A 20415-nucleotide genomic window follows, 5' to 3' on the forward strand; every position below is an offset into this window, starting at 1 on the left:
CCTTGCCGAAGTATTTATTTCGGGACTAGCTTCGGGCCCCTGGAGAACGCGTGTCGAGGGGGCAAAAGTGGTTTCAACGGAACAGACGCGGCCCCGACGGACGTCGCCGCGGGTGACCTTTGTCGTGGTGGCGGCGGCATCGGTCGTGTTTTCCCTGATGCTGTCGCTGGTCACCCCGGTGCTGCCGACCATCCAGCACGATCTGCATACGAGCGCCACCACGGTCACCTGGGTGCTGACCGCCTGGCTGCTGTCGTCGTCGGTGGCCACGCCCATCATGGGCCGCATCGGCGACGAGATCGGCAAGGACCGCATGCTGCTGATCGCCCTCGCGGCGATCGCGGGCGGCTGCCTTCTCGCCGCGCTCGCGCCCAGCGTCGCGATTCTCATCGTGGCTCGTGTCCTGCAAGGTTTCGGCGGCGCGGTGTTCCCGATCGCGTTCGGCATCATCCGCGACGAGTTCCCCGCCGAGCGGGTCCCCTCCGCGGTCGGCGTCATGGCCGCGGTCATCGCCGCCGCCACCGGCCTCGGCGTGGTCCTGGCCGGGCCGATCGTCACCGCACTCGACTGGCGCTATCTGTTCTGGATCCCGATGGCCGCGGCCGTCATCATCGGCGTCTTCACCTGGCGGCTGATCCCGGCGCCGGCGCGGCGTACCCACGCCCGGATCAACTGGCTGTCCGGGGTCCTGCTCTCCGGTTGGCTGGTCGCTTTGCTGCTGCCGCTGAGCGAGGGCGTCGCGTGGGGCTGGACCGCGGCGAAAACCCTCGCCCTGTTCGCCGCGGCCCTGGTGCTTTTTCTGGCCTGGACATTCGCCGAGCTGCGGTCCTCGAACCCGCTGATCGACATGCGCATGATGCGCCTGCCCGCGGTCTGGACCACGAACCTGGTCGCCCTGCTCTTCGGCGCCGCGATGTACGGGATCTTCACCTTCCTGCCGCAGTTCACCCAGACGCCGCGCGCGTCCGGCTACGGCTTCGGCGCCTCGGTCACCAAGGCCGGCCTGCTGATGGTTCCGCTGCTGGGCGCGATGGCCGTGTTCGGGTCGGTGTCCGGCCCGCTCACCCGTTGGGTGAGCGCAAAGGCGCAACTGCTCGTCGGCGCCGGGCTGAACACGGTCGCCAGCCTGGCGATCGCGGTGCGCCACGACGCCGAGTGGACGGTCGCCGTCGAGGGCGCGGTGTTCGGCATCGGGCTCGGCCTGGTCTACTCCTCCATCATCAACCTCATCGTGCAGAGCGTGCCGCGGCATCAGACCGGCGTGGCGAGCGGCATGAACACCAACATCAGGACCATCGGAGCCTCGATCGGTACGGCGGTGGTGGGTGCGGTGATCGCCGCACATCCGGCGGCCGGCGGCCTGCCCGCCGAGTCCGGCTACACGGAATCGTTCGTGATCACGGCGGTCGCCGGGGCGGCGGCTCTCGTGCTGGCCCTGCTGGTGCCGGCCGTGCGGAAGCCGGACAGGCCCCGGCAGCCGGAGGTCCTGCCCGACCTCTCGCCGGCCGAGATCTGAGCCGCCGCCGGGTTCAGGAGTGCTGATTCATCCCGCCTCGAACCGGCAGCGGAATCCCGCCGCCGGCGCCCGCCGCCCCGACAGCCGGCAGCGGGATCGGCGCCGGGAGCTGCCGGCCGGACAGCAACACCTCCAGCATTCGCGCGCCGTCCGGGACGCCCAGCCCGGTGACGTTGTCCCGGCCCGGACCGGCGCGGAACCCACCGTTGTCGCCGGACGTGACGTCGTACAGCACGCCGAGGTTGGTCAGGAAGAAGTTGCTCAGGTCGGTCACCTGTCCCAGCGGCCGGCCGAGCGCCTCACTCAACTCCAGGGCCAGCCCCGCCATCAGCGGCGCCACCGCACTGGTGCCACCGAGCACATGGTCCTCCCCACCGGTGAGAATCTGATAGCCGGTGGCCGAGCTGGCGTTGCCGCTGATGTCCGGCACCTGACGACCAGAGAAATGAGCCGAGATCCCGCCGCCCGAGGCCGACTTCGTGTCGTCGATGTCCCAGGCGACTTCCGATGCCCTATCCCCGTACGCGTCGAGGAGCAACTCGGTACCGCCGCAGGAGATGACGTGCGGGCTGGACGAGGGGAAGTCGGTGTGCAGCAGGCCGTCGCCGCCGTTGTCCTGCGCGCCCCGATCGCCCGACGAGGTGAAGACCGTCACGCCCTTGGCCCGCAGGACGTGGAGCAGCGTGTTGAACTGGTCCATCGTGTCGGGGTTCCACAGGTTCTCCGGCTGGCCCCAGCTGATGCTGACCACCGTGTTGCGATGACCCTCGTCCTCGAACGTCTCCGGGTTCACCCCACCGGCCGCCGCGATCGCCCGATAGAACCCGTCTTCGCTGTTCTCACCGAAATAGACGTTTACCTTCGCCTCGGGCGCGAGCGTCGCCGAGATCTCGATGTCGATCATGACCTCGGTGTCGGCGCCGCCCGGCCCGGTGGATTCGATCGGCGCCCCGTTCACCGAGATGGCTTCGACGACCGGCACGGGCAGCCCGAGCCGTCCGAAGTACTGCTCGAGGTCGGCGTCGTTGACCGCGCCCCCGAGCTCGACGATGCCCAGCGAATACCCGGCGCCGCTGTAGCTCGTCGGAAAATGGTAGGCGCCGGCGACCTGCAGCGGCGTGTAGGACGCGGTAACCGTGAGAGCACGGGCGATGCCGGTGCCCACCTCGCGGGAGAGTTCCACTGCGGCGTCCTCCTTGGACGGAATAATCGAACGCCGCAGGAACGCGATAGCCACGCGGTAATTCGGAGCATCTCGCGTGAGGTACGCCACTCATGACAACCGGGCACTGTGGATCCGCTCGTACGTCGGCTTCGGCCCTAAATGGCTGCGTACCAGCTCGATCGTGTCCACCGTCCAGGCCGGACCTTGATAGCCGGCCAGCGTGGCGCGATCCTCGTCGACCGGGCCGCGATCCAGGCGATCCCCCGGGCGGGCGATCGTCAGGTGCGGCCGGAAGGGCTTGCGGTCGTACGCGACGTGCGAGCGCTTCAGCTCCCGCCGGATCCGCGTCGCGAGCGGGTCGAGATCGCCCCGCACACCGGCCCAGAGAATCGTGAAGCGGCCGCGCCCGAAGCGCCCTCCCCCGGCGATCCGGAGTTCCGGAGCCGCGACGTCGCGGGCGGTCTCGGTGACCGCGGTGGCGGCGTCACCGGCCCGCTCGTCCGGCACTTCGCCGAGAAACGCCAGCGTGACGTGCCAGGTGTCGCGGCGGGCCAGGCGGGTGTTGACGTCGGGAGTGCTGACGTGCAGACGCGAGACGAGGTGCGCGAGGTCGTCAGCCGCCTCGGCGGGCGGGTAAACCGCGATGAACAGCCGCATGCCGTGAGTCTCACCCCAGAGTCAAGGCCACCCCCCGGACGGAGGGTGGCCTCGGCTCTCACTCGAACGTGCTGATAGCTCTCAGTGAAACGTGCTGATCGCTCTCAGCGGGACGTGCTGATCGCTCTCGGTGGGACGTCAGTCGTCGAAGCGGTCGAAGCCGCGCAGACCACGGAGGCCCCGGTCGCCGTAGTAGCCGCGGCTGCCGGTGAAGAACCGGTTGTCGCGGTAGTCGCTCCAGTCGCAGTCGTCGTCGTCGGAGACGACGAGCGCCCACACGCCGTGGCGGAAGCCGTAGCGGACGGGGAAGCAGGCGAAGTCGTCCCAGTCGTCGTCGATTTCGCCCTCGCGGCCTTCGCGCAGGCACCGGCCCAGCGAGCGGTAGGTGTCCTCCAGCCGGTAGTCGTCGTGGCGCCAGTTCGCCTTGGCCTGGACCGTCGTGGAGCCGGTGCCCGAAGCGTCGGCGGCCTGCGCCGGGGCGGTGCCGACAGCGACACTGGCAGCAACGCCGACACCAACACCGGCCAGGGCGAGCAGACGAGTAACGCGGTTCATGACTTTTCCTCTCGATGTTTGCTTCTTGCGAGAGGAGAAAATCAGGCAAATGACCCCGCTGTTCACGAATCCGGCAAATCGTCGCCTGATCGGGTTGGGACTACTCTCCGGCGGTCATCCTTTCGGTCACCCAAGGGTCACCCGCGCAGGTAACGGACGACCTCTCGGAGGCCCGCAATGGTTTCCGCATCGCGTGCCTCATCGTCCTGAGTGGGCCACGCGCTGCATTTGACGATGACGACATTCGCCGCCGGATCGACGTACAGGTATTGCCCGTGCACTCCGACCGCGGTGAAGGCGCCGTCGTCCAGGGTCCACCAGTGATTCGCGTAGCCGTAGTGCGGATATCCGCTGGGCCCGAGCATGCCCGCCGGAATGCGCGGTGTCCGGCTGCGGCGCACCCATTCGCGGGGCACGACCTGCTCGCCCGCAACCCGCCCGTCGGCGACCATGAGCTGCCCGATCCGGGCCAGGTCGCGCGCGGTCGCATTGAAGGACCCGCCCCCGATCGCGGTGCGCGGACGCTTGCGGGTGAGCCAGTAATAGGCGTCGTTCTCCGCGCCGAGGCGACTCCAGAGCTGCTCCGAGGCGTACGCGGGAAGGAATTTGCCGGTGGCCGCCTCGAGCACCCAGCCGAGCACCTGACTGTCGAACGTGGAGTAATTGAATCGGACGCCGGGAAGCGCGCTGCGGGGCGCCCGGCGGACCACTTCGGTGACGTCCCCGCCGCCGGCGATCGCGCGCTCGAATCGTTTGATGCCGCTGTCCTGCTCGTCCCACGTTTCGAGGTCGCCGACGCCGCTGGTCATGTCGAGCAGTTCGGCGATGGTGGTCCGCTCGTAGGCGGTGCCGCGGAAGTCCGCCCGATAACGCGACACCGGATCGTCGACGCTGCCGATCGCCCGTTGTTCGACGGCAATTCCGACCAGCAACGAAAGGATCGACTTGGAGACCGAGAACAATTGCATTCGCGCATCGACCCCAGAAAATCTTCCCTGGTACGCCTCATGCACTATCACGCCGTCGCGCAACACCACAAATGCGGTAGTAAATGTCCGGCGGTGAAATTCCCGGATCCCGTACGTCCGTTCCCCGATCGAATACGACACCGGCGCCAGGTCGACGGGCCGTTCGCCCAGCGGCATATGAAAGCCGCCGCTCCCGACCGGCGCCGCGGGCATGAGCCGATTCATGTGGGTGAACGTCCACTCGTTGAAGGGGCGCCGCATGATGAGGTCCCCTTGCCGTGCCCAGCACCCGGGCCTGCGCCCGGTCCGTACAGCGATTCCCGCCGTGACCGTCATCGCCATCCCTCGCTCCCCTTGACTGCCGTTGCCCTCTTCACGCCGGTTGCGCCCGGCGGGTTCAGGGTCGGCAGCCAGGGAAGCGCCGCGGGTCGGCGATCAGAGCGACTCGGTCAGGCCACCGTCGATGATGATGTTGGCCCCGGTCAGGTTGCCGACCCGGTCACTGGCCAGGAACACGACGAGATCGGCCACCTCCTCGGGCTTGGTGAACCGGCCGGTGACCATGGACTTGGCCGCGTTCGCCGCGACCTCGCCCGGATCGGCCCCGGACGCACCGCCGACGGTCTCCGCGACCCCGCCCTTGCCGAGCCAGAGATCGGTCGCCACCGGACCCGGGCTGACCGTGTTCACCCGTACGCCGTGCGCGCCGACCTCCTTCGAGAGCGACTTGAAGAAGTTCAGGCACGCCGCCTTGGCCGCGCTGTAGTCGATCACCAGCGGGTCCGGCAGCGTCGCGTTCACCGAGCAGACCGTGACGATCGCACCCGCCCGCTCGATCAGCGACGGCAACGCCGCCCGCGTCGCGCGCACCGCGGACATCAGGTCGAGATTCAGCGTATTCAGCCAGTCGTCGTCGGTCACGGACAGGAACCCGGCCGGCCGGGGCCGGACAAAACCGACGTTGTTCACCAGGATGTCGATACCGCCGGTCCGCGCCACCACATCGTTGACCAGCCGCCCCGGCGCGTCGGCGGTGCTCAGGTCGACCGCGACGGCGTCGACCGGTAACGACTTCAGCTCACCGTCCGTGCTCCGCGACGCGGCCACCACCTGGACGCCTTCGTCCACCAGCGCGCTGGTCACCGCCAGCCCGATCCCCCGGCTCGCGCCGGTGACAAGCGCGGTCTTACCTCGTAATCGAAGATCCATCGAAGGACTCCCGTCGTGGCGCCAAAGATGCGCGGCCGTGCCTCGATGGCCGCGCCCCTGGTTGAGGCTAGTGGCCCACCTTCGGGCACCCGAGAGCGCGGCCCGCTCGATAGGTCAGAGGCCGAGCAGGCCGGGGTCGGCGGCCAATACGCGGAACCGCTCGCCCGGCTCGGCGACGAGCCGCCTGGCCGTCAGATCCATCAGGCCGCCCACCCCCGTCACCTCCGCGACCAGTTCGCCTTCGGGCGTCGTGAACTGCTGCTCCACCTGGAACGTCTTGCCCGTGCCCCACACGAACGCGCAACTCACCAGCACGGCGTCGCCGGCGCGCAGCTCCTTGCGGAACCGGATGGTCGTCTCGAGGTTCACCGGCCCGATCCCGTCGGCGATCAGATCCGCCTGGCGGATGCCGGCCACGCGCAGGATCTCCCAGCGGGCGTGCTCGGCGTACTGCAGATAGACGGCGGTATTGAGATGTCCCTGCGCGTCGGTTTCGTAGCCGCGCACGCGCATCTCGACGCTGAACGGTTCCCCCATGCCCTCGAGTTTTCCACGGGCTTATCCGGAGCCGCCTGCCGGTTCCGGCCGTTTCAGCGGGTGTCGGCTGCGATCATCGGCTGGGGGCCTCTTTCGGCCTCTTCCGGCTTCTCTCGGCTTCTCTCGGCTTCTCTCGGCTTCTCTCGCAGGGCGAGGCATAGCGCAAACACATCGCTGTCACAGCTCTCGATGCTTGCCTGGTGGTGCTCCATCACGGCGGAAACCACCGGAGGAATCTCGTGACCGACCACGACCGGACATTTGAGGGGCGACGACTGCCCCGGCCGCACGACGAGGTTGTCGATCAGGGGCTGTCCTTTGATCTGGGGACCCTCATGGGACGGCGGACGCTGTTCCGCGCGATCGGGCTCGGCGGGGCGACACTCGGGCTGGCGGCCTGCTCCGAGGACACGACCTCATCGTCACCGTCGCCCGCAGCGACGGCGGCGTCCGGGGAGATTCCGGGTGAGACCGCCGGGCCCTACCCCGGGGACGGGTCGAACGGGCCGGACGTGCTCGAGCAGAGCGGCATCGTCCGCCGGGACATCCGGTCCAGCTTCGGCGGGGCCACCGGTACCGCCGAGGGCGTACCGATGACGCTAGATCTCACCATCAACGACCTCGCTAACGGCGGCCGGCCCTTCACGGGTGTCGCGGTCTACGTCTGGCACTGCGACCGGGCCGGGCGGTATTCGCTCTACTCCGACGGCGTCACCGGCGAGAACTACCTGCGTGGGGTGCAGATCGCCGACAGCACCGGCAGGGTGACGTTCACCAGTGTCTTCCCGGCGTGCTACAGCGGACGGTGGCCGCACGTCCACTTCGAGGTCTATCCGGACCAGGCTGCCATCACCGACTCCGCGAAGGCCATCGCGACGTCGCAGCTCGCGCTGCCGAAGGAGATCTGCGAGAAGGTGTACGCCCAGAGCGGTTACGAGGCGTCCGTCAGCAACCTCGCACGCGTCAGCCTGGACAGCGACAACGTGTTCAGCGACGACGAGGCCGCCAAGCAGCTCGCGATCGTCACCGGCGACGTCGCCGGCGGCTACACGGTCTCACTCGTCGTCGGCGTCGACACCACGACGACGCCGACCGGCGGCCAGCTCTCCGGCGGCGGCCCGGGCCAGGCCCCGAACGGCACCCCACCCAGCGGCGGCCCGGGACGATGAACCAACGCCGTGAACTGCTACCTTGATGAGCTGATGACGCGACGATTCGGTGACCGAGCCAGATTCTGCATCGAGATCGGCGAGATCACGCCGCCCAGCCTGCGCACCGTCGACCTATGGGCCAGCGGCAAATGGCTCACCACAGACGACAACACGGTCTTCCTTCCCACCTTCATGAATTTCCTACGGTCCACAGCAGCCCAGGTGCGCCGCCGTGACGTCAGTCCGTGCCCTTACCCGGACCATTCGCCAGAGGAGATCTTCCGACTGCTCGACGCGGACGACGAGACAGACCTCCGGGAGCAGTTTTGGCTGATGCACTGGGGCGAGACCGTTGACAACGTGACGACCTACGTCTACATGGACGGTGACAATCTAGTGATCGTCTTCGGGTATTGGCGGGCATCGCACCCCTTCCCCGACGACTTGGGGAAGGTCTTCGTTGCCAGGATCCCGCCGGACGAGTTCGCGGCCGTTCTCGAGGAGGCAGCTGATCTCTTGAATGCCGATTTCCCCACCCCAACTCAGGGACGCTTGCCCGAGGGGCTGCCTATGTCGTCGCGCGAGCCCTACCCTGTCCCGGGTGACTGACGATCTCTCGCTGGCTCCGTTTCGCATCCACACCCTTGAGGACGGATCACAGCAGCTCTGGCTCTTCGACGGCGACATGGAAGAGGTCGCGGACGTCTTTGAAGACCGCGACGCGGAAAGCAACGGGCACGGATGGGAAAGCTTCGCCAGCTGGCTGCTCGAAACCGAAATGCCCGACAACGCCGAGCTGATCTGGTTCGGTTCCGAGGGCGACACCTTTGTCGCCGGAAGCTCCGACCCGGCAGCACTACGCCAACTCGCCGAGCGCCTGCACGCCGCATTCCATGACCGTTCGTTGCTCGCGCGACTCGTCACCGAAGCCGAACTCGACTGACTGGCGCTGGTCGTGACTAGCGATCTTTCGCGTTCGAGGCCTCTTCGCTGATCGGCTTTCTGCAAGCGGCGCCCTACGAGGCCATAATGTGGGATCCGTGTCCGCTGTACGGGACCGGCGACCACATCGTGGCAGCGCGTCCGAAGTGTGAGATATGCATCCACAGTGGAGCACCTTTATCTCCGCTTTCACGCCCTTTGTTCGGCCGCTTTCCCCGACGTTTTGTAGACCTTGGAGACTTCGGGCTCGCATGTGGGCGCAACTCTCCAAGGTCTCCAGAATGCCCAGGATGTGGCCGGGATCGCCACATAGTGGGATAGGCGGGACGAGGCTCGCGTCGACCTGGAGGCATGTGCGGCTCGTCGGTCACCTCGGCGGCCGATGCCGGCTGCGGACGACGGTCGAGGACTGCTCGACCGTTGACCTCGAAAATCACCACGAGTCAGTGAAGGTTTGGAAGATCGATCCGACTCCGCACCGCTCAAGGTCATGACGAGCGCCTCCGCCTCGGCCACATCTTCGGCGGCGAACTCACCGCTGCGAACAGTTGTCGAAAAGTCGTCCACCTCCGCGCGGACGCACGGCTGACGAGCCCCACCCCGCCGGCGGCTGCACCCGGGCGTCGCTCCTGGCGGTCGGGGGCGGAGCGCGGGCGTACCGGGAAATGAGGGGTTGGATCAGGCGGCTTGAGGCGCGGATCGGGTGCCCGGGGAGGAAAACTCTGGACTGGGCGACCGCTGACATTCACGATCGTCGAATGCCTACCGATCGCTTCAGTCACTCCTTTGTCGTGGATGCGCTTCCCTCCCGTGTGTACGCCCATCTGATCGAACCGCAGAGCTACGTCGGTCTGTCACCGTTAGTCGTAACCGTGCGTGAGGTGGAGCAGGTGGCGGATGCGGTGCGTTACGTCGCGGTGGAGCGGTTCGGCTTCGGGCCGTTTCGGTGGGACAACAACATCCGGGTCGAGATGCGTGGCACGCCTGATGTACGAGTGGTCAGTGATGTGAGCAGCCCGGGACGGGTCCGGCTGGTCGCGACGGTCGACCTCCGGCCGGCGCGCCACGGAACTCAGGTCACCGAGATCATTGAGCTCACCGCGCCCATTTTGTTACGTGGCTTCGCCAACGGGCAGGCCCGGAAGGTGCAGCAGGAGCGTGCCGCGGAGCTGACCCGCCGGATGCGGGCCTGAGGAATGCCAAGCTGACCGCCGGATGCGGGGCTGAGGGCCGTTGGGCCGACCGCTGGATGCGGGGTAAGGGCCCCGGGCCGACCGCCGGGCGCCAGCGGGGAAGAGCCGGAAGCGTGCCTGCGGGGCCGGGAAGGGATAGCGTGTCAACCCATGGCGGTGGATTGGCGCTCGCCGCGCACAACCGTCGGCAGGCCGCTGCTCCGGCCGTGGATGGCACCACCTCGTCCGCCCGGCCTCGTGGCACGTCCCGCCCTGTCCGAACGCCTGCGGGCCGCCGTCATCCACGACGGAAGCACAGCCGCCGCGGCCGACAACGGCGCCGTCGTTCTGCACGGCGCCGGCGGCTACGGCAAGACCACTCTCGCCACCTGGCTGTGCCATCGGCCGGAGACGCGGGAACGCTTTCCCGGCGGCCTGCTCTGGGTCACTCTCGGTGAGCACGTCGCGGGGCCGGAACTTGCCAGCCGCGTCAACGGACTTATCGAGCGCCTCACCGGCACCAGACCCACCAGCACCGACCCCGATCAGGCACGCGACCAGCTCGGCGCCCTGCTCGACACCGCCCGCGAGCCCATCCTCCTGATCGTCGACGACGCCGGCAGCACGCACGCCGGCACGTTCCCGGCCGGGAACCGCCTCCTCATCACCCGCCACGACACCCCACGCGGCATCGAGGTCGGACCGATGACCGAGCACGAGGCCAAGGCCTTACTGCTGCGCGATCTGCCGGGCGACCTCACCCCGCAAACCGGCTGGGCCCTGATGCTCCACCTGGCCAACCGGGCCGCCATGCGCGCGGTCCGGCACGGCGCCGCACCCGAGAACGCCCTGCACGCCGGCCAACAGCGGCTCGATGCGGGGCTGGCCCTGCTCCCGCCGGACTATCGCGACCGGTTCGCCTACCTGGACATCTTCGGCCCGGATGTGGAGATCCCCCTCGAGGTGCTGCATCCCTTGTGGGGCGGCCGTTTCGGCGAGGTCGCCCGGATCTGCGAGGCCCTCGCCGACCTGGCCCTGGTGCAACGCGGACGACCCGGCACGATCCGCCTCCACCAGGTGATCCGCGACCACCTGCTGCGCACCGGGAACCCTGGCGAACGGGTCATGCGACACCGCCGCCTGCTGGACGCCACCGACCACCGGCACAACGACTACCTGGTCGCGCACCTGGCCGAACACATGGCCGCCGCCGACCGCCCGGACGAGCTGGCGGATTCGCTCACCGACCCGGGCCGCGTCGTGCAGCGGCTGCAACGGCACGGCACCGCGGCGGTGGCGGCGGACCTCGCGTACGGGCAAGGGTTGAAAAAGGCCGACCGGCTGGCGGAGATCCTGCACCGGGACAGCCGCCTGCTGGCGCCGACCGATCCGCCGGACGCGCTCGGCGCGATCATCGCGAGCCGCCTCGGCGAACCGCCCGCGAAGAACGAGCACGCGTGGCTGGTCAACCGCCCGGTGCCGGAAGGCCCGCCACCCCGCGCGCCGGAAACAGCGTGGGTCACCGACGAGCAGGGCGAGGTCCGGGCCGCCACGGTCTCCCCGGACGGCTCCTGGATGGTGAGCGGCGGCGCCGACGGCACCGCCGCCATCTGGGACTGCGAGACCGGGAAGCTGCTGCGCCGGCTGAGCGTCGCGGCCGAGGTCACCGCCGTCACCCCCGACCCCCATTGGCTGGCGGTCGGGAGCGATGACGGCCTGGTCCGCATCTGGGACCCGGAGAGTGGCCGGCTTCTGCATCGCCTGCGGTGCGAGGGCCCGGTCACCGCGATGACGGCGGCGAAGGGCATGCTCGCCGCCGGCACCGCGACCGGCACCATCAAGGTCTGGAACCCGCGCACCGGCCGGCCGCTGACCATGATGCGCATCGACTCCTCCATTCGCGACTGTCGGTGGTTCGACGACGACAGCCTGCTGGTGGTGGCCGAGCGGGGCAGCTACGCGTTCCGGCTCACCTGAAGACGTAGGTGCGGGCCGGAACGACCGCCGCGGTCCGGAAGTTCGCGTTCACCTGCGCGACCTCGGCACTGTTCGGGTTCGCGTTCGTGCAGGACACCGGCGCGCTGCTGCCGGACATCAGATCCCCGCACAATCCCGTACGCCGGTCCGGCAACCCGAGAATGTGCCCGAACTCGTGCGCGGCGATGCGCGGCTGGAAGTACCCGTCGTCCACCGCTTCCCGGCCCATGTACCAGCGGCCGTTGCCGAGCGACGTCGTGTAGGTACGCGGCCAGCCGTTGTCCGCGTACACCCGGACGTTGGGGGTGCGCCCGGCGGTGACCGGCATCAGCCGCACGTTGGTCGCCCGGCTGTTCCAAATCTGCGCGCCCTGGTCGACCACCGCGCGGAACTCTTGGGCCTGGCTCGCGTCGTAATAGAGGATGCGTGGCGCGGCCGAGGCCGGCGTGGCGGTCAGGGCGAGCATGACCGCTACGGCGCCGAGTAGGGCCGCCAACCGTCTGCGGAGCATCGAAACCCTCCTGGGGGTGAAGGAAAGGGACTTCCGACGCTAGCCATTCGATAGATCACAATCTATATATCGAAGACCCAATCTCCCGTACGCGATGACGTGCGCAACGTAATGGATGACACAACGCGGAACCGGTGCGCGCGACGTACACGTCCTTTACGGTTCGATGCGCAAAACAGGAGGAGAGGCACCAATGACCGACGATTCAGTGCTGGTGGCCGGAGGCGGCATCGCCGGGCTGGCGGTCGCGCGGGCGCTGCGGCAACGCGGCATCCGCACGTTCGTCTCCGAGCGCATGGCCGACGCCGCCTCGGGCGGTCTGTCGATCATGTTACCGGGCAATGCGATCATGGCGTTTGCCGAACTGGGGCTGCGGAACCGGCTGGAGCGGCTGGGTGAGGCCGTGCACCGCCGCGAATATCGGTCGGGCAGCGGCCGGTTGCTGTTCGAGGTCGACGAGGACGCGTTCTGGGGTCCGCTGGCGCAGCCGCGCGTGTTGCGCCGCTCCGAGCTGCTGGATCTGCTCGACGACAAGCACGAGGACAACCGGCGCTCCTCCGCGGTGGTGTCGGTGCGGCCGGTCGACGGCGGCGCCGAGGCCACGTTCGACGACGGGCACGTGGAGCGGCACGGCTTCGTGATCGGTGCCGACGGCGTGCGGTCGGCCGTCCGCCAGTCCGTCTTCGGCGAGCATGAGGCGCGTTTCGCGGTGCTCAGCGCCGCGGCCTTCCGGTGGATCGCCCCCAACCCGGGCGTCGACAGCTATGTGGGCTGGACCGGCGAGGGGTCGTTCCTGCTCATTCCGCTGGACCGCGGCGAGGTGTACGTGTTCGCGTCGGCGACCGGGGGCGCCGGCTTCGAGGCCACGCCGGAGTGGTTGGAGCGCACGTTCGGGAGCTTTCCCGAGCCGGTGCGCGCCGTCGTGGCGTACGCGCGAAATCACCCGGAGGCGCTGCACCACTCGCCGATCGAGGAGATCCGGATCAACGAGTGGACGCGCGGGCGGGTCGCGCTGATCGGTGACGCCGCGCACGCCACCTCTCCGATGTGGGCGCAGGGCGGGGCGCTCGCGGTGGAGGACGCCGTCGTGATGGCGGACACGCTGGCCCGCGGCGACTGGGACAGTGCCGGGCAGCGCTACGAGCGGCGGCGGCGCAAGCGGGTCGACCACGTGCAGCTGGCGACCGACCAGTTCTCGGCGGCCGCGTCGCTGCCCATCGAGGTCCGCGAGCGCACCATGCCGGAGGTGGGCCCTAAGGCGTACCGCGCGGCGTACGGTCCTCTTCGGGAGAAGCTGACGTAGTCGCGGGTTCCTCCGCCGGGCCCACCGTGGGCTCGGCTTTCAGACGGCCCCGGCGGGTGTCCCAGATGTCGCGCGCGATGATCTGCAGGATGCCCGCCGCCGGGATCGCCAGCAGCGCGCCCAGCAGCCCGGCCACCTCCACCGCGATCAGGATCGCCAGCAGCACGGTCAGCGGGTTGAGCTGCACGGTCCGGGCGAAGATGATCGGCTGCAGCAGGTGGTTCTCCAGCTGCTGGTAGACGACGAAGAACACGATCAGCACGATGCCCGCGGTCAGCGACTGAGCGAAGCCGGCCAGCACCGCGACGACGGCGCCGAGGGTCGCGCCGACCAGCGGTATCAGGTCGGCGATCCCGACGAACAGGGCGATCAGGCCGGCGAACGGCACGTGCAGCAGGGCCAGTACGGCGTACGCGAGAAGTCCGGCGATGACGCTGATGAGCAGGTTGCCGCTGATGTAGCCGGTGATGGTGCGGCCGCAGTCCGACGCGACCCGGCTGATCCGCTTGGCGTGCTCCTCGTTGAACAGCGACAGGACGCCGCGGATGACCCGGGGTGCCTCGACCACCATCAGGTAGGACAGCACGAAGATGGTGACCAGCCCGGCGACCCCGGTGGCGGCGGTGCGCAGCGCGCTGATCGTCGGGGCGCCGAGCCCGGTGAGGTAGCCGCGGAGCTGGTCCGAGTGGCTCTGGATGTACTGCACGACGTGGAAGCGCTCGGCGAGGCTGCCGACCGGTCCACGCCCGGCCCGGATGTCGTCGATGTAGCGCGGCACGTCGTCGGCGAGCTGGCCGGCCTCGCGCACCAGCGGGATCACGAAGAGCGTGACCAGCCCGCCGATGAAGATCACGGCGAGCAGGTAGACCAGCAGCGTGGCGAGCCACCGTTTGATCCAGCGGGCCCGGCGTTCGAGCCAGGAGACCACCGGGTGCAGGGCGACCGCGAAGAAGATCGCGATGATGATCCAGGTGAGGACGCGGCGGGTCTCGTAGGCCAGGGTGAGCACCAGCAGCGTGGCGATCACCAGCCCGATGACCACCAAGGAGTACCGGGCGACGGTCCGGTTGCTCACGCTCGGCATTCCGCCCGGTTACCCGGCGCCGACCTCGGCAAACGTATGGCCGCATCGTTGTGATCGCTAACATCGCGGAAATACGCACCGTTGACACTGTGAATGTTAGCGATAACACTTAAGCCTCCCCGGTGCGAACCCTCGATGCGGAGGTAATCCCCCATGTCCGTTGATCCGTCCGCGGCGTACGTGGTGGGTGTCGATTTCGGCACCCTCTCCGGCCGTGCGGTCGTCGTCCGGGTGTCCGACGGCGCGGAGCTCGGCTCCGCGGTGCACGACTACCCGCACGCGGTGCTCACCGAGGCCCTGCCGGACGGCACGCCGCTCGGCCACGACTGGGCGTTACAGGTGCCCGGCGACTACGTCGACGTGCTGCGTACCGCGGTGCCCCAGGCGATCGCGGCGGCCGGCGTCGACGCGGCGCAGGTCATCGGGATCGGCACCGACTTCACCGCCTGCACGATGATCCCGGCGCTGGCCGACGGCACGCCGCTCAACGAGGTGGCCGGGTGGGAGAACCGCCCGCACGCGTACGTGAAGCTCTGGAAACACCACGCGGCCCAGCGGCAGGCCGACCGGATCAACTCGCTGGCCGCTGAACGGGGCGAGGCGTGGCTGCCGCGGTACGGCGGGTTCATCTCCTCGGAGTGGGAGTTCGCGAAGGGGCTGCAGCTTCTCGAGGAGGACCCCGAGGCGTACGCGGCAATGGACCGCTGGGTCGAGGCCGCCGACTGGATCATCTGGCAGCTGACCGGGGATTATGTCCGCAATGCCTGCACGGCGGGTTACAAGGGCATCCGGCAGGACGGCGAGTACCCGTCGCGAGAGTTCCTCGCCGCGCTGAACCCGGCCTTCGAGGATTTCGTGGCGTCCAAGCTCGACCAGCCGATCGGTGAGCTGGGCGCGGCCGCGGGGACGCTGACCAAGCAGGCCGCCGAGTGGACCGGGCTGCCGGAGGGCATCGCGGTCGCGGTGGGCAACGTGGACGCGCACGTGACCAGCGCGGCGGCCGCGGCGCTCGACCCGGGTCAGATGGTCGCGATCATGGGTACGTCGACGTGTCACGTGATGAATTCCGCGGAGATCCTCGAGGTGCCGGGCATGTGCGGGGTGGTCGACGGCGGGATCGTCGCCGGCCTGTACGGGTACGAGGCGGGCCAGTCCGGCGTCGGTGACATTTTCGGACATTTCGTGAAATATTTGGCGCCTGAATATTCGCATGAGCGCCTCACCGAGCTGGCGGCGCGGCAGAAACCGGGAGAACACGGACTCATCGCGCTGGACTGGCACAGCGGCAACCGCTCGGTGCTGGTCGACCACGAGCTGTCCGGCCTGCTCATCGGCGAGACCCTGGCGACCAAGCCGGAGGACATCTACCGCGCGCTGATCGAGGCCACCGCCTTCGGCACCCGCAAGATCGTCGAGACGTTCACCGAGGCCGGCGTGCCGGTGCGGGAGTTCATCGCGGCCGGCGGCCTGCTCAAGAACCGGCTGCTCATGCAGATCTACGCGGACGTGCTGAACATGCCGCTGTCGCTGATCGGCTCGGAACAGGGCCCGGCGCTCGGCTCGGCCATCCACGCGGCCGCCGCGGCCGGCGCCTACCCCGACGTCCGTGTCGCGGCCGCCGCCATGGGACGCGTCGAGCGCGACGTCTACCAGCCCGATCCGGCCGCCGCCGCGGTCTACGACGAGCTCTACGCCGAGTACTCCACGCTGCACGACTACTTCGGCCGGGGCGGCAACAAGGTTATGCGCACGCTGCGAGCCATCCAGCGAAAGGTCTCCTCATGATCGTCACCGACGCGGTACGCGACACGATCGCGCACCTGCGCCGCCAGGTCGCCGCGTTACACGCGGAGCTGCCCCGCAACCAGCTCGTGGTGTGGACCGCGGGCAACGTCTCGGCCCGCGTGCCGGGCGCCGACCTGCTGGTCATCAAGCCGTCCGGGGTCTCCTACGACGAGATCACCGCCGATCGCATGGTCGTCACCGATCTTTCCGGCCGGCTGGTCGACGGCGAGCACAACCCCTCGTCGGACACCGCCGCGCACGCGTACGTCTACCAGCACATGCCTGCCGTCAACGGTGTGGTGCACACCCATTCCACGTACGCGACGGCGTGGGCCGCCCGCGGCGAGGCGATCCCCTGCGTGCTCACGATGATCGCCGACGAGTTCGGTGGTGAGATCCCGGTCGGGCCGTTCGCGCTGATCGGCGACGACTCGATCGGTCGCGGCATCGTCGAGACGCTCCGCACGCACCGCTCCCCCGCGGTGCTGATGCGTAACCACGGCGTGTTCACCGTGGGCAAGTCCGCCCGCGACGCGGTGAAGGCCGCGGTGATGTGCGAGGACGTCGCCCGCACGGTCCACATCGCCCGGCAGATCGGCACCCCCATTCCCATCGCACAGCCGGACGTGGACTCCCTCTACGCCCGGTACCAGAACGTCTACGGACAGGAGCCCGCCAAGTGAAGCCGCAGATCTGGTTCCTGACCGGCAGTCAGCATTTGTACGGACCGGAGACGCTCGACCAGGTCGCCGCGCAGTCCGCCGAGATCCAGCAGATGCTGGTGTCCGGTGGGCTGCACGCCGAGCTGGTCGGGCGCCCGGTGCTGACCGACTCCAGGGCGATCCGGCAGACCATGCTGGAGGCCAACGCCGACCCGTCGGTCATCGGCGTGATCGCGTGGATGCACACGTTCTCGCCCGCCAAGATGTGGATCAGCGGGCTGGACACGCTGCGCAAGCCGCTGCTGCACCTGCACACCCAGCACAACCGGTCGCTGCCGTGGGGCACGATCGACATGGACTTCATGAACCTGAACCAGGCGGCGCACGGCGACCGCGAGTTCGGCTTCATCCAGGCCCGGCTGGGAGTGCCGCGCAAGACGGTGGCGGGGCACGCGTCCGACCCGTCGGTGGTGTCGCGGGTGGACGCGTGGATCCGGGCGGCGGCCGGCTTCCAGCACATGCGCACGCTGCGGCTGGCCCGCTTCGGCGACAACATGCGGGACGTGGCGGTCACCGAGGGCGACAAGGTCGAGGCGGAGTTGCGTTTCGGGGTCTCGGTCAACACGTACGGGGTCAATGATCTGGTTTCGGTTGTCGACGCGGTGTCGCCGTCCGAGGTGGATGCGCTGGTCGGGGAGTACGCGGACGTGTACGAACTGGATCCGGCGCTGGCCAAGGGCGGGGATCGGCACGATTCGTTGCGTTATGCGGCGCAGATCGAGGCCGGGTTGCGAACGTTTCTGACTTCTGGCGGTTTCGGCGCGTTTACCACGAATTTTGAGGACCTGGGCGGGTTGCGGCAGTTGCCGGGATTAGCCGTGCAGCGGCTGATGGCCGACGGGTACGGGTTCGGTGGCGAGGGCGACTGGAAGACGTCGGCGCTGCTGGCGACCGTCAAGGCGATGGGTGCGGGCACCGGGCGTGGGACGTCCTTCATGGAGGATTACACGTATCATTTCGGGCCTGGGGAGCAGAAGATCCTCGGGGCGCACATGCTCGAGGTGTGCCCGTCGATCGCGGTGGCCCGGCCGCGGGCGGAGATCCACCCGCTCGGGATCGGCGGCCGGGAGGACCCGGTGCGCCTGGTGTTCGACGCGGCGCCCGGTCCTGGCGTGGTGATCGGGCTGGCCGACCTGGGCGACCGGTTCCGGCTGGTGGCCAACGAGATCGAGGTGACCGCGCCGGATTCGCCGCTGCCGTCGTTGCCGGTGGCGCGGGCGGTGTGGAAGCCGCAGCCGTCGCTGTCCACGTCGGCCGAGTGCTGGCTGACCGCGGGCGGACCGCACCACACGGTGCTGACCCAGGCGGTGGGCGCCGAGACGCTCCGGGATTTCGCCACGATGGTGCAGACCGAGCTCTTGTTGATCGACGCGCAGACGACTACGCATGATTTCGCCGATCGGGTGCGGTGGAATCAGGCGTATTACCGGCTGGCGCGTCCGCTGTAAGGAAGGGGTGGGGCGGCCTGGATCGGGCCCTGGGCCGCCCTTCTCCCCCGTCTATTGTGGACTGTTCTTGCGCTTCGCCTTTCTGGCGCTTTGTGGGTTGGGCTTTCTTGCGCTCCGCGGGTTGGGCTTTCTTGCGCTCCGCGGGTTGGGCCTTTCTTGCGCTCCGCGGGTTGGGCTTTCTTGCGCTTGACGGTGGGGGGACGAGGGTGCCCCATCACGGCTTGGTGGAGCGCTTTTATGCCGTGATGGGGCACCCTCGTCCCCCCACCTCGCGTGGTGTCACGCGCCGGCTGGGCGTTGGCTTACTGGCCTCTGGTTGCACGGCTGGGCTTCCCGGCTCCCCTTGCGCTGAGTGATCCGGCTGCCGCGCTGTGGTCGCCGTTTGCCTTTCGCTTTCAGCGGGCAGATCTGGGTGCCGGGTCAAGCGAGCGAACCGTGCCGCCTCACGCTCAGCACGTCACGCCTGGGCGTTGGGTCACCCACCGATAGCTGCATGGCCGGCCTGGGCGTTCGCCACCGGCTCGGCGGTTCCTCACCCTGGCCTCGCCTGGCGGTCGCGCTCGGTCTGGTGTCCGCCGTGATGCAGACCGGCGGGCAGCTCAAGGACTACACCGCCTTCGGCCGGTCGGCACGCCGGCCAAGCGGACATGCCGGCCAGGCGGACACGCCGGCCAGGCGGACGCCGCCCGCGGCGGCAAGCCCGGCGCAAGCTGATCGCCCCTACCCCCCACACCTACCGCAAGGTGGCCGACCAGCTGTCCCCGCTCGGCCTCCAGCGCCCCACGGGGTGCAAGCTGATCGCCGAGCTCACGCATGTAGCTGCTTTCAGCCCGCTGGGCGCAAGGTGATCGGCTGGCTCACGCACGTTGTCGGCTTTCAGGCCCCGCTGGGCGCAAGCTGATCCCTCAGCTCTCGCAGGTCGTCGGCTTTTAGCCCCGCTCGGCGCAAGTCGATCGCCTTGACGAGTAAGTCCTAACCGTGGTGGTAGGCGGTGAGTGACCTGGTCACGGTGTGGCCGTTGCGCGGTGTTGCCAGAGCTGAGGCTCTGTGGCGATTCGTTCGCGACCGGGCGTCCCGCTATGTGGACACCGCGGTCACATGATGGATTTTTGTGAACCTTGGAGAGTTGCGCCCACATACGAGCCATAACTCTCCAAGGTTCACACTCGGCCGGAAAAACCCGCCGAGCGAAAGCCTCGTTACGTGACAAACATACTCTCTACAATGGACGCCGGTCTCACATCGCGGACGGTGGGTCCATAATGCGGGCGTGGGTCTCACCAAGCGGTCGCCCGTCTCACGGAATGGAAGCGTCGCGCGGCCGCGCGACGAGCCCGCCTGTCCAGCGGCCCAGCCGCTGTGCGCGACCGGAGTGACCGAAAGGTCGGAGAAGTCGCGGGTGTAGACCGTGCTTACCTGGACCTGGCCTGAGGTCACCTCGAGGCCGGCCTTGAGCCAGTTGCGTGCGTCTCCGCGCACCATCATTCCGGCCTGGTCGAAGCGGGTGTCATGCGCGGCGTCGACGGTCGCCTCGGCGGTGAAGTCGCCCTCGACCGCCCGATGGTAGAAGTGGCCGTTGTCGGTGACCCAGCCGTAGAAGGTCTCCCGCCAGAAGTCGGTCCGCTCCCCCGTTACCGCGCGCAGCACACCGTCGGTGACCGACCAGTCTTGCGGCTCGTTGAGCCACTTCATCTCCGTCAGCATGTGGCGCAG

General features: G+C 68.7%; 19 protein-coding genes. 10 read left to right on the top strand and 9 right to left on the bottom strand.

What is annotated here, in order from left to right:
• Positions 1-112: 112 nt before the first annotated feature.
• Entirely contained in the window at positions 113-1516 is a 1404-nt protein-coding gene (locus HH310_RS11610) for an MFS transporter (RefSeq protein ID WP_312033976.1), read from the top strand.
• A 13-nt stretch (positions 1517-1529) separates the two neighbouring features.
• On the opposite strand, the gene HH310_RS11615 is transcribed toward HH310_RS11610, so the two are convergent.
• The 6 genes from HH310_RS11615 to HH310_RS11640 form a co-directional block, all read right to left on the bottom strand.
• Complete coding sequence (locus tag HH310_RS11615) at positions 1530-2753, bottom strand: S8 family serine peptidase (RefSeq protein WP_169175486.1); 1224 nt, start codon at positions 2751-2753, stop codon at positions 1530-1532.
• A 36-nt stretch (positions 2754-2789) separates the two neighbouring features.
• Positions 2790-3338 (bottom strand): RNA 2',3'-cyclic phosphodiesterase, encoded by a 549-nt coding sequence (gene thpR, locus HH310_RS11620; RefSeq protein WP_169175487.1) that lies wholly within the window; start codon positions 3336-3338, stop codon positions 2790-2792.
• Between the two features lie 138 nt (positions 3339-3476).
• Complete coding sequence (locus tag HH310_RS11625; RefSeq protein WP_169175488.1) at positions 3477-3893, bottom strand: hypothetical protein; 417 nt, start codon at positions 3891-3893, stop codon at positions 3477-3479.
• Between the two features lie 137 nt (positions 3894-4030).
• Positions 4031-5122: a serine hydrolase gene (locus HH310_RS11630; RefSeq protein WP_248293917.1), complete on the bottom strand. Its 1092-nt coding sequence runs from the start codon at positions 5120-5122 to the stop codon at positions 4031-4033.
• A gap of 174 nt (positions 5123-5296) precedes the next feature.
• Complete coding sequence (locus tag HH310_RS11635) at positions 5297-6070, bottom strand: SDR family NAD(P)-dependent oxidoreductase (protein WP_169175490.1); 774 nt, start codon at positions 6068-6070, stop codon at positions 5297-5299.
• A gap of 114 nt (positions 6071-6184) precedes the next feature.
• The gene (locus HH310_RS11640) at positions 6185-6607 is read right to left on the bottom strand and encodes a thioesterase family protein (RefSeq protein ID WP_169175491.1); all 423 of its coding nucleotides are present in this window, start codon (positions 6605-6607) and stop codon (positions 6185-6187) included.
• Positions 6608-6846: 239 nt separating this feature from the next.
• Between HH310_RS11640 and HH310_RS11645 the strand changes: the two genes are divergently transcribed.
• From HH310_RS11645 to HH310_RS11665, 5 genes are all read left to right on the top strand, one after another.
• Positions 6847-7776 (top strand): intradiol ring-cleavage dioxygenase, encoded by a 930-nt coding sequence (locus tag HH310_RS11645; RefSeq protein WP_312033977.1) that lies wholly within the window; start codon positions 6847-6849, stop codon positions 7774-7776.
• A 33-nt stretch (positions 7777-7809) separates the two neighbouring features.
• Positions 7810-8367: a hypothetical protein gene (locus HH310_RS11650; RefSeq protein WP_248293940.1), complete on the top strand. Its 558-nt coding sequence runs from the start codon at positions 7810-7812 to the stop codon at positions 8365-8367.
• Positions 8360-8701: an Imm51 family immunity protein gene (locus HH310_RS44775; RefSeq protein WP_169175492.1), complete on the top strand. Its 342-nt coding sequence runs from the start codon at positions 8360-8362 to the stop codon at positions 8699-8701. Before HH310_RS11650 ends, HH310_RS44775 begins: the two co-directional genes overlap by 8 nt.
• A gap of 757 nt (positions 8702-9458) precedes the next feature.
• Positions 9459-9893 (top strand): SRPBCC family protein, encoded by a 435-nt coding sequence (locus HH310_RS11660; protein WP_169175493.1) that lies wholly within the window; start codon positions 9459-9461, stop codon positions 9891-9893.
• Between the two features lie 150 nt (positions 9894-10043).
• Complete coding sequence (locus HH310_RS11665; protein WP_169175494.1) at positions 10044-11849, top strand: NB-ARC domain-containing protein; 1806 nt, start codon at positions 10044-10046, stop codon at positions 11847-11849.
• Here HH310_RS11665 and HH310_RS11670 read toward each other — a convergent pair.
• Positions 11842-12360 carry a snapalysin family zinc-dependent metalloprotease gene (locus tag HH310_RS11670; protein ID WP_169175495.1) on the bottom strand — a complete coding sequence of 173 codons (519 nt, stop codon included), beginning with the start codon at positions 12358-12360 and terminating at the stop codon, positions 11842-11844. The genes HH310_RS11665 and HH310_RS11670 overlap by 8 nt on opposite strands.
• A 193-nt stretch (positions 12361-12553) precedes the next feature.
• On the opposite strand from HH310_RS11670, the gene HH310_RS11675 reads away from it, so the two are divergent.
• Positions 12554-13663 (top strand): FAD-dependent monooxygenase, encoded by a 1110-nt coding sequence (locus HH310_RS11675; protein WP_169175496.1) that lies wholly within the window; start codon positions 12554-12556, stop codon positions 13661-13663.
• Here the strand turns inward: HH310_RS11675 and HH310_RS11680 are convergent.
• On the bottom strand, positions 13614-14747 hold the full coding sequence (locus HH310_RS11680; RefSeq protein WP_169175497.1) for an AI-2E family transporter: 1134 nt from the start codon (positions 14745-14747) through the stop codon (positions 13614-13616). The genes HH310_RS11675 and HH310_RS11680 overlap by 50 nt on opposite strands.
• Before the next feature lie 153 nt (positions 14748-14900).
• Here HH310_RS11680 and araB point away from each other — a divergent pair, with 153 nt between their 5' ends.
• The 3 genes from araB to araA are packed head-to-tail and all read left to right on the top strand — an operon-like array spanning position 14901 to position 18702.
• Positions 14901-16532, top strand: a complete 1632-nt coding sequence (araB, locus tag HH310_RS11685; RefSeq protein WP_169175498.1) for a ribulokinase — start codon at positions 14901-14903, stop codon at positions 16530-16532.
• Complete coding sequence (locus tag HH310_RS11690; RefSeq protein ID WP_169175499.1) at positions 16529-17215, top strand: L-ribulose-5-phosphate 4-epimerase; 687 nt, start codon at positions 16529-16531, stop codon at positions 17213-17215. Before araB ends, HH310_RS11690 begins: the two co-directional genes overlap by 4 nt.
• On the top strand, positions 17212-18702 hold the full coding sequence (gene araA, locus HH310_RS11695) for an L-arabinose isomerase (protein ID WP_169175500.1): 1491 nt from the start codon (positions 17212-17214) through the stop codon (positions 18700-18702). Before HH310_RS11690 ends, araA begins: the two co-directional genes overlap by 4 nt.
• 1077 nt (positions 18703-19779) lie before the next feature.
• Here the strand turns inward: araA and HH310_RS11700 are convergent.
• Positions 19780-20406, bottom strand: coding sequence for a DUF1349 domain-containing protein (locus HH310_RS11700; protein WP_169175501.1), 627 nt, complete (start codon positions 20404-20406; stop codon positions 19780-19782).
• Positions 20407-20415: the final 9 nt, after the last annotated feature.

This window comes from Actinoplanes sp. TBRC 11911 (genome assembly GCF_012933445.1).
GTDB lineage: Bacteria > Actinomycetota > Actinomycetes > Mycobacteriales > Micromonosporaceae > Actinoplanes.